Raw genomic sequence first — 11,151 nt, forward strand, 5'->3', positions numbered from 1 at the left:
AAATCGCCGGTGGAAGGCTATGCCGACATCCTGATCATGCCCAACATCGAGGCGGGCAACATTTTCTACAAGGCGACCACCATACTGGCCAAGGGCATGCTCGCCGCCGTGGTCACCGGGGCCTCTTTCCCGGCCATCCTGACGTCGCGCGCCGACGATGACGATTCGAAGTATTATTCGATCGTGCTGGCGGCCGCGCTGGTATAAAGGAAATTGGTTGACGGCAGACGGTGGACGGTTGACGGTAAGAAAAAGGCAATTTCAAAAATTGTAGATACCTGTAATTTCTAGGCTTTCTTGCCGTACACCGTTTACCGTAAACCGTACACCAAGTTCTATTCTTCGTCGCCCTTGAATCCCATATGTTTTTCCTCGTAACCCGCCGGTATTTCGAAGAAGCCGGCGGGGAAACTTTTGCTGCCGACCGAGAGCACTTCCATGGTCTGGCGGCTCGTTACCTTGGCATTGCCCTTCTTGTCGATGGACGTGTTCACGGTGATCATCTTCAGGGGAAAGCCCAGTTCGGCATCGGCCTTTATCTGTTCTTCAATCATTTTGTCCAGGTCTTCCATGCCGGTCTTGAAATCGCGGAAACGGAATGCTTCGCCCATCTCGGCCATGCCCTTGAACTTGGCGGTCGACCATACTTCCTTTTCGATCTTTTCATGGCTCTTGCTCTTGATGAAGACGACCTTGACTTCCATGTCGTATTCCATGAGCTGCTTGCTATGCAGGCAGGGATAACCCAAAACCATTGCCGGCCCGAGTTTTTCATTGTTGACCACGGGGTTCTTGATCTTGATCTTGATCAGCTTGCCTACTACGCCGGTCATCTGGAAAATGGCGTTCAACGGCAGCTGCGAGTATGTCTTTTCAGCCGGATTCACCAGGTAGAGAGTGTTATCCTCGGCCTTGAACAGCCAGTAGGAACCATTCTGGAACATGTCGTTCTCATCGGCCACGCTCTCGAATATCTGCTTGACGTTGCCGCCGCTGGCGCACACCTGCATGACGATCGTGTTGCTCTGCCCCTTGGCTTGGGCTTCGATCACCGTCTTGGTCCGCCATTCGACGCCGGCGAAAACGGTCATGGCAAAAACAACAAGTAAAATTACAATGAATATTCTTTTCATATGAATCCCTCCTTTGGTTTCCTGTAATACTATACAGTTTTTTTGCCGTTTTGAAAAGACTTTTTATCTCGAATCGTAGAGGCACGGCGCGCCGTGCCCCTACCTGAAACCCAAATGAAATCATTAATTTAACCGATCACCACAGTTTTAATGTTCACGAACTCCTTGATGCCGTAAGCGGAAAGCTCGCGGCCGTAGCCCGAGTTCTTGATGCCGCCGAAGGGCAGGCGCGGGTCGGAGCGGACCATGCCGTTGATGAAAACCATGCCCGCTTCGATCGTTGCCGCCATTCTCTCGCCGACCGCCCGGTCCTGGGTCCAGATGCTGGCCCCGAGGCCGAAGGGAGTGTCATTGGCAATGCGCAGGGCTTCAGCCGCATCGGCGGCGCCGATCAGGGCGGCTACCGGTCCGAACAGCTCCTCGTCATAGGCCGGCATGCCCGGGGCGACGTCGCCCAGCACGGTGGGCTGAAAGTAATAACCGGGCCGGTCCCCCAGCCGCTTGCCGCCGACCAGAATGCGGGCGCCACGGTCGACCGATCCGCGCACCTGGCGTTCAAGTTCATCCACCAGGTCGGCCCGGGCCAGCGGCCCGACGTCGTTGCCCTCGTCCAAGATCGGCGCTTCGACGATAAAGCGCTTGGCGGCGATGCAGCTCTGGCCGGTGTTGATCATGCGGGCGTTGACGGCCGTGGCCAGGCATTTCTCCAGCGGGGCGTCGGCCAGGACGATGAAGGGATCGCTGCCGCCGAGCTCCAGGACCATCTTTTTCAAGTGCCGCCCGGCCAGTTCCGCCACCCGGCGCCCGGCCGCCTCGCTGCCGGACATGGTAACGGCATCGAGCCAACGATGGTCGATCAAAGGCTCCACCAGGTCGGGGCCGATGAGCAGCGTGGTAAAAACATGCTCGGGGAATCCGGCTTGCCTGAAAATTTTCCCGATGGCTTGAGCGCAGCCGGGGACGTTTGAGGAATGCTTGAGCAGGCAAACGTTTCCGGCCATCAGCGCCGGGGCGGCGAAGCGGAAGACCTGCCAGAAGGGAAAATTCCAGGGCATGATAGCCAGGATCGTCCCCAGCGGATCGAAACGGACATAGCCCGTCTCGCTTCCAGAAATGACGGCCTCGGGGCTGAGCATTTTTTCAGCGTTTTCGGCGTAATGACCGCAGACGGCAGCGCATTTTTCAATTTCCGCCCTGGCCTGGAGAACGGGCTTGCCCATCTCGAGGCTCATCAGCCTCGCCAGTTCCCCCTTCTCCTTTTCCAAGATCCGCGCCGCCTGCTGCAACAAGCCACGGCGCTGGGCGAAGCCGCTTTGCCGCCAACTGGAAAAGGTTCGGTGGGAGTTTTCCAGCTCGGCCTCAACCTGTGTCCACGATTGCGTTTCATAGGTTCTGCCCTTTTCGCCGCTGGCCGGATTGATCGATTGCATCGACATGATGGTCTCCTGTTTCAAGAATTGCCTTTTGCGCACAGGAGAAGGATTTGCAAGCAGGCGCGTTTTTCCTCCTGAGCGCGCGGGTCGGAGCGATTGGCGAGACGGCGGAGCTTGCGGCCGAATTTCCAGGCGAGGTATTTTTTCAACAGCCGCAAGGAGAAGTCACGCCCGTATTTTCGATACATGTACAGCTGGCTTTTGCGGTACTCGAGCCAGACGGCCGGCGCATCGGCCACGCTGCGGCCGCGAAGGTGCTTTACCGCGGCGCCGGTGAAATAGACGACACGCTTGCCCATGGCGCGCACCCGCAGGCACAGGTCGTGGTCTTCGAAGTAAAGGAACATGTTTTCATCGAATGGGGAGTGGGCGGTGAACAATTCCCTGCGCGTCAGCAGGCAGGCGCCGCTGACCCAGGAAGTGGCTTTCAAGAAAGGCTTGCCGCGGTGCCGGGCGTAGCGCAGTCGTTCGACCAGCGGGGCCAGGCATTTTTGGTAGAACTCGGCCGGCAGGGAAATCGTCGCACCGTAGGAAAGCTGAAAGGAGCCGTCGGAATTGACGAGCAGCGGGCCGAGCACGCCGATGCGCCGGTCATGTTCGAGCACATTGACCATGGCGGCGACGGCGGGACCGATCACTTCGGCGTCGCTGTTCAAAAAAAGCAGGTACTCGCCCCGGGCCGCGGCGGCGCCGCGGTTGTTGGCCCAGCCGAAGCCGTGGTTGGCCGGGCTGCGGATCACGCGGATGTCGTGAAAATAGTCGTTGAGGAATTCCTGCACGTCGCCGGCGGAATGGTTGTCCACCACGATGATCTCGTGGGCAAACGGCGGCGGGCTGGCCTTGAGGGCGTCCATGGCGGCCTTCAGCACTTCGATCTGGTTGAAGCTGACGATGACGATTGAACATTTCAGCGCCGCCAACGCCGGGTCACTCGAGGATGATCTTTCCGGCATTGCCCGAAAGCCCCACTTCGAAAGCGGCCTTGAAATCCTCCATCTTGAAGCGATGGGTGATCAGCGGCTTCAGATCGACCCGGCCGGAAACCAGCAGGGCGTCCATCTGGTACCAAGTTTCGAACATGCGCCGGCCGTTGATGCCCTGGACGGTCACGCCCGGGAAAATGATATCCTTGGCCAGGTCCATGGTGATCGGCTGGGCGGGAATGCCGAGCAATGAAAAGCGTCCGTTCTTGCGGATGGAACGGAAGCCCTGAGCGATGGCCGCCGGGTGGCCCGACATTTCCAGCACGACGTCCACCCCCTGTCCATTGGTCAGGGCGGCGACGACCTCGGCCGGGTTTTCGCTGCTGGGGTCGATCACCCGGTCGGCCCCCATCTTGACGGCCAGTTCGCGGCGGAAGGGCATGACCTCGCTGACCAGCACCTGGGAGGCGCCGGCGGCCTTGCAGACCGGAATGGCGGCAATGCCGATCGGGCCGCCGCCGAGAATCAGGAATGACTTTCCCACCGTGGCGCCGGCCATGACCGTGTGCACGGCATTCCCGAACGGATCGTAGATGGCCGCGAACTCCGGGTCGATCCCCTTGGGCACCCGCCAGAGGTTCGCTTCTGGGACGGCCAGGTAGTCGGCAAAACAGCCGTCGCCGTCCACGCCGAGGATGACCACATTCTCGCACAGGTGGGCGTTGCCGGTGCGGCACTGGAAACACTGGTTGCAGACCACGTGCATCTCGGCCGTCACCAATTCTCCGACCCGGTAGTGGCGGACGTCGAGACCGGTCTCGACGATGGCGCCGTAAAATTCGTGGCCGGTGGTCAGGGGCGGCTTCAGCCGGTTCTGCGACCACTCGTCCCATTTGTAGATATGGAGATCGGTGCCGCAGATCGCCCGCTTGTGGACCTGGATCAGCACGTCGTTGGCCTTGACGGCAGGAATGGGCACCTCATGCAGTTCCAGTCCGGGCCCGGGCCGCATTTTTCTCAGTGCCTTCATTTTTCCAGTCATGATGGGTCTCCTTCTTTTTAATGCCGAGGAAACCCCATCATATAATTTTTAGCGCCCGAATTCAAGTGCCCCGCTTACTCCCTGATCCCCAGCTGCTCGAGCAGGAAGGCATACTGGAAGGCGACCTCGCGCAGCCGCCGGAAGCGCCCCGAGGCGCCGCCATGGCCGGCATCCATGTTGGTCTTGAGAATGAGCGGATTGCGGTCGGTCTTGGTGACGCGCAGCTTGGCCACCCACTTGGCCGGCTCGAAATACTGCACCTGGGAGTCGTGCAGGCCGGTGGTCACCAGCAGCGCCGGGTAGGCCTTGGCGCGGACGTTGTCGTAGGGCGAATAGGAGAGCATGTATTCGTAGCACTCGGGCCGGTTGGGATCGCCCCATTCGTCGTACTCGGCCGTGGTCAGCGGGATGCTGCTGTCGAGCATGGTGGTGACCACATCGACAAAGGGAACGCCGGCAATGACGGCGTGGAACAGGTCGGGCTGCAGGTTGACCACGGCGCCCATGAGCAGGCCGCCGGCGCTGGCGCCCTCGGCGCAGAGTTTGGCCGGTGACGTGTAGCGGTGGCGCACCAGGTACTCGGCGCAGGAAATGAAATCGGTGAAGGTGTTGATCTTCTTGAACAGCTTGCCGTCCTCGTACCAGCTGCGTCCCATTTCCTGCCCGCCGCGGATATGGGCGATGGCATAGATGAAGCCGCGGTTGAGCAGGCTCAGCACGTTCGAGTTGAAATAGGGATCGCTGGAATAGCCGTAGGAACCATAGCCCTCGAGGAGCAACGGATTCTCGCCGTCGCGTTCCATGCCCAGCTTGTAAACCAGCGAAATGGGAACCAGGGTGCCGTCGTGCCCCGGTGCCATGAGCCGCTCGGTCCGGTAGTTCCCAGGCGTGTAGCCGCCCAGGACTTCGTTCTGTTTGAGCAGCAGCCGTTCCTTCGTCTTCATGTTGAAATCATAGGTCGAGTCGGGAGTGACCGGCGATTGATAGGAAAAGCGCAGCAGGTCGGTGCCGGGTTCGGGGACGGGCCGGATGGCGACCATATAGGTCGGCTCGGGAAAATCGAGGTAGTAGCCGTCAGACTGGCCCCAGGGGATGACGCGGATCTGCGGCAGTCCAGCCCGGCGTTCACCCAGCACCAGGTAGCCATTGAAAAGGGCGACATCCTCGAGCAGCACGTCGTCGCGGTGCGGGATCAGCTCGCGCCAGCTTTCCCTGGCCGTGTTCCCGGCTGCCGCCTCCATCAGCTTGAAGTTGCGCGCCCCGTCGTTGGTGCGGATATAGAAGCGATCGCCCAGGTGGTCGACCTCATAGAGGAGCCCGCGCAGGCGCGGCTGGAATACCTTAAACCCGCCCCGGGGCTGGCCGGCGTCCAGGTAACGGTACTCGCTGGTCAGCGTGCTCTGCGAGGTGATGAAAATGTACTGGCGCGATCGGCTCTTGCCCAAGTAGGCACTGAACGTTTCGTCCGTCTCGTTGTATACTTCCACATCTGTCGCGGTCGCCGTGCCGAGGACATGGCGGCGGATCCTGCAGGAACGGAGGGTTTCCGGATCGATGACCGGGTAGAAAACGGTCTTGCTGTCGTTGGCCCAGACGATCTGGCCGTCGGTCATCGGAATGCTTTCCTCGTAGACCTTGCCGCTATTCAAGTTCTTGAATTGGATCCGGTACTGGCGCCGCGAGACATAGTCGACGCTGTAGGCCAGGAGGGTGTTGTCGGGGCTGACTTCGGCGTCGGCGATGGCGAAGTAGGCTTTGCCCTCGGCCATGCGATTGCCGTCCAGCATGACCTCTTCGCTGCCCTGCAGGGAACCTTTTTTGCGGCAGTACAGGGGGTAGTTCTTGCCGGCCACATAGCGCGTATAATAGAAATAGCCGTTATCGCCATAGGGCACCGACATGTCATCCTGCTTCTTGCGGCCGGCCAGCTCCTGATAGAGTTTCTCCTGCAGCGCCAGGGTAGGTTTCATCACGGCGTCGGTGTAGGCGTTCTCCGCCTTCAGGTAATCGATCACCTTGGGGTTGGCGCGCTCGTTCAGCCAGTAATACGGATCGATGCGCGTGTGGCCATGGATGGTCAATTCCTTTACAATCCTTTCGGCCAGCGGCGGCTGCGGCAGGTCCTGGCCCCAGGATACAGCCGGAAGCATGAGAAAGGCCAGCGCCACCCCCACCAACCCAAACCTGAAAACATTTCTTTTTTTGTTCATGCTCACTCCTCGATGAATTGCCGCTTCCAACGATTATAGCAGAATGAAATTTCCATAAACAATAGGCAGGCAATGGGCATCATTTGCATTTTTCATGCGCATGCTTATAATGAACCGAGAGGCAAGGCATGACGAGGAGAAAATCGCTTTGGCTTTGGCTGCTGGCCCTGTTGCTGACCGCCGTAGTATCCGTGTACCAGCGCGTCAGCGGGCCGACCTACCCGACCAAGGGGAAAGAAATTCTAGCCGGAGCCGAAGTCAGCTATAAGTTCTACCGCAGCTGGACCTCCGGGCAACCGTTGCCGGTCATGATCACGACCAGCGGCGGCATCGGTGAGGCCTGGCTCCACTACCGCCGTTATCCCCTGCCCGGCGGCGAAGATTGGACCAAGGTACCGCTAGAGAAAAAAGCGGGGGTTTTTCACGCCGTCATACCCAGCCAGCCGCCGGCCGGAAAAGTGATCTACCACGTGGAGGTATCCGTTGCCGGTCAACACTTCCGGCTGAACAACGACCGGCCCACGCTGGCGCGTTTCAAGGGCAAGGTCCCGGCCGTCCTGCTCATCGTGCACATTCTCTTCATGTTCGGCGGCCTGCTGCTGGCTTTCCGCACCGGGTTGGAGGCCATGCGCCGCGACGGTCCTCAAGGTCCCCGTGGAGGGGGCCGCTGGCAGCGAATGGTGCCATGGACCCTGGCCACGGTCTGCATCGGCGGGTTGCTCCTCGGTCCGCTGGTTCAAAAATACGCTTTCGGGGCTTTCTGGACCGGGTTTCCGCTCGGGAGCGACCTGAAACAGCACAAAAAACCAGTGTTAGTGTTAGTGATAGTGTTAGGAAAAACAATTAGATTTTCTTCAGTCCGAACTATTGCCCGTTACTAACACTAATACCAACACTATAGGTTTCGTGGTGCCTGAAGGGCAATGAAACCTATCTAGTGTTGGTATAGTCACACGAAATGGTTTCAGCCACTTCCCAACTTGCTGAAACCAAAGTGTGACTACACTATCACAAACACTTTCTTGCGCCCTGTTGAAATCCGACCTGAAATGACATATAATTGATCCTCACACACCGGGAAATTCATGAAAAAAACTGAATCGGATTCCGCTGGCAAGCCGACCGCATTTTCCGAAGACCAAGCCTGCCTGAACGATGTTTTCCAGGAGATCCTCCCCGTCATCTTCCACAAGCTGAAAAACAAGCTGACGCCGGTTCTCGGCTACAGCCAGATACTCAAAGCCAAGGTCGCCGATGATTTCTGCCTGGAACGTTTAGGCAAAATCGAGAGCTGCGCCGGCGAGCTGACCGCCTTGATCAATGTCCTCAAGGATTACGTGAAAGTGCAGCCGGCGGTCCGGCGGCCCGAAAACATCAACCGCATCCTGAAAGGCCTGGAGCCGCAGCTGCGGCAGATGGCCGCGCCCGGCAAAATAAAAATTCTCCTCGCCCTCGACCCGAGTATCCCTGAAATACCGCTCCACGCCGGCCAGATTCGTTTGCTGCTGCTCAACCTTACGGCCAACGCCGTCCAGGCGCTGCATGCGAAAACGGCGCCGGCAAAAGAGATTCGCCTGTCCGCGTTTCTGGCGGAAGGAAGCGTGCGACTGACCGTGCGCGACAACGGCATCGGCATGGGCGCCGAGGAACTGGACAGCATCTGGGCGCCTTTCTACACGCACTTTCCGGAAAAAGCCGGGCTGGGACTGACCCTCTGCGAAAAGATCATAGCCAACCACGCCGCCTTATGCCGGGTCAGTTCGCAGCCGGGTGAATTCAGCGAGTTCGAGATCCGTTTTCCTCTGGGGGCGAACCATTCGCGCAAGCAAAGCAAGAGCGCCGGCATATATCCACGCTCTTCATCATAAAGGAGGCACCATGAAGAAAAAGTTCGTCTATTTTTTTTCCAAGGAATTGAGCGAAGGCAGCAAGGAGATGAAAAACCTCCTGGGCGGCAAGGGTTCGGGGCTGGCTGAAATGGCCAGTATCGGACTTCCCGTCCCGGCGGGATTCACCATCTCCACCGAAGTCTGCGACCTGTTTTATAAAAATAACCGCCACTACCCGTCGGGCTTGGAAAAGGAAGTCGACGAGAACATGAAAAGACTGGAAAAAACCGTCGATAAAAAATTCGGCGACGCCGACGATCCCCTGCTGGTTTCGGTGCGCTCGGGCGCTCCCCTCTCCATGCCGGGCATGATGGAAACCATCCTCAACCTCGGCTTGAACGACCGATCGGTCGCCGGCCTGGCCAAAAAAACCGGCAACCGCCGCTTCGCCCTCGACGCCTACCGCCGCTTCATCATGATGTACGGTTCGACCGCCAAGGGAATCGACCGCGAGGAATTCAACCAGGCCTTCGACACCCTGAAGAACCAACGCAGCCGCAAAAGGCTGAACCTGGACGCTTCGGTCCGGGTGAACGACACCGACGTCGACGAGAACGAGCTGGCGGAACTGGTCGGCATCTTCAAAGACATCTACAAGAAAAACATCGGCTGCGATTTTCCCCAGGACCCGAAGGAGCAGCTGTGGGGGTCGGTGGACGCCGTTTTCGGCTCCTGGATGGCCGAGAAAGCGGTAACCTACCGCCGCGTCGAAAAAATCAAGGGCGTCGTCGGCACGGCCGTCAACGTCCAGCAGATGGTGTTCGGCAACATGGGGAGCAAGAGCGGCACCGGCGTCTGCTTCACCCGCGATCCCAACAGCGGAGAAAACGTGTTTTACGGAGACTACCTGGTCAATGCCCAGGGCGAGGACGTCGTGGCCGGCATCCGCACGCCGATCCGGCTGGCCGAATTCGAGAAGGCCGACTCCAAGTCCTACCAGCAGCTGGTTGACGTGCGCCGCACACTCGAGTCCCATTTCAAGGATATGCAGGATCTGGAGTTCACCGTGGAAGAAGGGCGTCTCTACATGCTGCAATGCCGCACCGGAAAACGGTCCCCGGCGGCCGCCTTCCAGATCGCCGTCGACATGGTCAACGAAAAGTTGATCGCCAAGGAAGAGGCGCTGCTGCGCATCAAGGACAAGGATATCGAAGGGATATTTTACCCGATCATCGACCCGGAACAGAAGGAGGCCATGAAAAGGAATTTCCTGGTGTCCGGCATCGACGCCGTCCCCGGCGCCGCCAGCGGCAAGGTGGTTTTCAACGCCAAGGACGCCGAGCTTGCGGCCGCCAACGGTGAAAAGGTCATCCTGGTCAGAAAGGAAACCAGCCCCGAGGACATCGGCGGCATGCACGCCGCCCAGGGCATCTTGACCGCAACCGGCGGCAAGACCTCGCATGCGGCCGTGGTGGCCCGCGGCTGGGGCAAGTGCTGCATCGTCGGCTGCGAAAAACTGAACATCAACTACGAAAAGGAGGAATTGTCGGTCGACGGCATCGTGGTCAAAAAGGGCGAGGAGATCACCCTCAACGGTTCGACCGGTCATGTCTACCGCGGCGCCTTGCGCCTGATCAAGCCCGAGCCCCCCGCTTCCTTCAAGACCCTCATGGGCTGGGTGGACCAGATCCGCGCCATCAAGGTGCGCACCAACGCCGACACCCCCTACGACGCCCGCAAGGCCGTTGAGCTCGGGGCCGAAGGCATCGGGTTATGCCGCACCGAGCACATGTTCTTCGACACCCAGGAGCGCCGCCTGGCCATCCAGGAAATGATTGTCGCCGACACCCTGGACGGCCGCGTCGCGGCGTTGAACAAGCTGCTCCCCTTCCAGAAAGAGGATTTCAAGGGGATTTTCAAGGCCATGGCCGGCTTGCCGGTGACCATCCGCCTGATCGACCCGCCGCTCCACGAATTTGTCCCCCATACCGAAGAAAAACAGAGGCAGCTGGCCGCCGATATCGGGGTCGACTATGAAAAGATCCGCTACCGCGTCGAGCAGCTGCATGAAGCCAACCCCATGCTCGGTCACCGCGGCTGCCGCCTGGCCATTACCTACCCCGAGATCCTTGACATGCAGGTGCGGGCCATCATCGAAGCCGCCTGCGAATGCGCCGCCGCCGGGATCAAGGTCTATCCCGAGATCATGATTCCGCTGACCATCGACAAAAAGGAGCTGCAGATCCTGGAGGTCCGCACCCGCCAGGTCGCCGATAAAATCATTAAAAGCAAGGCCGCGAAGTTGAAATACCTGGTCGGAACAATGATCGAAGTACCACGGGCAGCACTGCTGGCCGACCAGATTGCCGAAGTAGCCGAGTTTTTCTCGTTCGGCACCAATGACCTGACCCAGATGACCATGGGCATTTCCCGCTACGATGCCGGCAAGTTCCTGCCGGAGTATGTCGACGAGAAGAAAGCCGGCATCTTCAGTGACGACCCCTTCCAGTCGCTCGACCAGGCCGGCGTGGGCATGCTGGTCAAAATGGCCATCGAAAAAGGCCGGAAAACCAAGCCCGAA

At 59.2% G+C, this 11,151-nt stretch carries 9 protein-coding genes; 4 read left to right on the forward strand and 5 right to left on the reverse strand.

Going from position 1 to position 11,151, the window contains the following annotated elements; translation table 11 throughout:
• The coding region (locus NTW95_10675; protein MCX6557877.1) for a phosphate acyltransferase at nt 1-207 on the forward strand (207 nt) is incomplete at its 5' end.
• A gap of 128 nt (nt 208-335) precedes the next feature.
• Here the strand turns inward: NTW95_10675 and NTW95_10680 are convergent.
• From NTW95_10680 to NTW95_10700, 5 genes are all read right to left on the reverse strand, one after another.
• A complete protein-coding gene (locus NTW95_10680) occupies nt 336-1,133 on the reverse strand; it encodes a DUF4412 domain-containing protein (GenBank protein ID MCX6557878.1) in 798 nt (265 codons plus the stop codon).
• 128 nt (nt 1,134-1,261) lie between these two features.
• On the reverse strand, nt 1,262-2,569 hold the full coding sequence (locus NTW95_10685; GenBank protein MCX6557879.1) for an NAD-dependent succinate-semialdehyde dehydrogenase: 1,308 nt from the start codon (nt 2,567-2,569) through the stop codon (nt 1,262-1,264).
• Between the two features lie 14 nt (nt 2,570-2,583).
• Complete coding sequence (locus tag NTW95_10690) at nt 2,584-3,519, reverse strand: glycosyltransferase family 2 protein (GenBank protein MCX6557880.1); 936 nt, start codon at nt 3,517-3,519, stop codon at nt 2,584-2,586.
• Nucleotides 3,494-4,531, reverse strand: a complete 1,038-nt coding sequence (gene tdh, locus NTW95_10695; protein MCX6557881.1) for an L-threonine 3-dehydrogenase — start codon at nt 4,529-4,531, stop codon at nt 3,494-3,496. Before tdh ends, NTW95_10690 begins: the two co-directional genes overlap by 26 nt.
• 74 nt (nt 4,532-4,605) lie before the next feature.
• A complete protein-coding gene (locus NTW95_10700; protein MCX6557882.1) occupies nt 4,606-6,741 on the reverse strand; it encodes a S9 family peptidase in 2,136 nt (711 codons plus the stop codon).
• A 128-nt stretch (nt 6,742-6,869) separates the two neighbouring features.
• Between NTW95_10700 and NTW95_10705 the strand changes: the two genes are divergently transcribed.
• The 3 genes from NTW95_10705 to ppdK form a co-directional block, all read left to right on the forward strand.
• Nucleotides 6,870-7,622, forward strand: a complete 753-nt coding sequence (locus NTW95_10705; protein ID MCX6557883.1) for a hypothetical protein — start codon at nt 6,870-6,872, stop codon at nt 7,620-7,622.
• Between the two features lie 204 nt (nt 7,623-7,826).
• Nucleotides 7,827-8,609 carry a HAMP domain-containing sensor histidine kinase gene (locus NTW95_10710; GenBank protein MCX6557884.1) on the forward strand — a complete coding sequence of 261 codons (783 nt, stop codon included), beginning with the start codon at nt 7,827-7,829 and terminating at the stop codon, nt 8,607-8,609.
• Between the two features lie 10 nt (nt 8,610-8,619).
• Nucleotides 8,620-11,151 (forward strand): pyruvate, phosphate dikinase (ppdK, locus tag NTW95_10715; protein ID MCX6557885.1); only part of this gene is annotated, 2,532 nt, incomplete at its 3' end.

It is taken from the genome of Candidatus Aminicenantes bacterium (assembly GCA_026393795.1).
In the GTDB taxonomy this organism is placed as follows: Bacteria; Acidobacteriota; Aminicenantia; order UBA2199; family UBA2199; genus UBA2199.

Excerpts from the sequence above, each read along its gene's own strand:
- NTW95_10680 (MCX6557878.1), bottom strand. The coding sequence starts at position 1,133 with ATGAAAAGAATATTCATTGTAATTTTACTTGTTGTTTTTGCCATGACC.
- NTW95_10685 (MCX6557879.1), bottom strand. The coding sequence starts at position 2,569 with ATGTCGATGCAATCGATCAATCCGGCCAGCGGCGAAAAGGGCAGAACC.
- NTW95_10690 (MCX6557880.1), bottom strand. The coding sequence starts at position 3,519 with ATGCCGGAAAGATCATCCTCGAGTGACCCGGCGTTGGCGGCGCTGAAA.
- tdh (MCX6557881.1), bottom strand. The coding sequence starts at position 4,531 with ATGACTGGAAAAATGAAGGCACTGAGAAAAATGCGGCCCGGGCCCGGA.
- NTW95_10700 (MCX6557882.1), bottom strand. The coding sequence starts at position 6,741 with ATGAACAAAAAAAGAAATGTTTTCAGGTTTGGGTTGGTGGGGGTGGCG.
- NTW95_10705 (MCX6557883.1), top strand. The coding sequence starts at position 6,870 with ATGACGAGGAGAAAATCGCTTTGGCTTTGGCTGCTGGCCCTGTTGCTG.
- NTW95_10710 (MCX6557884.1), top strand. The coding sequence starts at position 7,827 with ATGAAAAAAACTGAATCGGATTCCGCTGGCAAGCCGACCGCATTTTCC.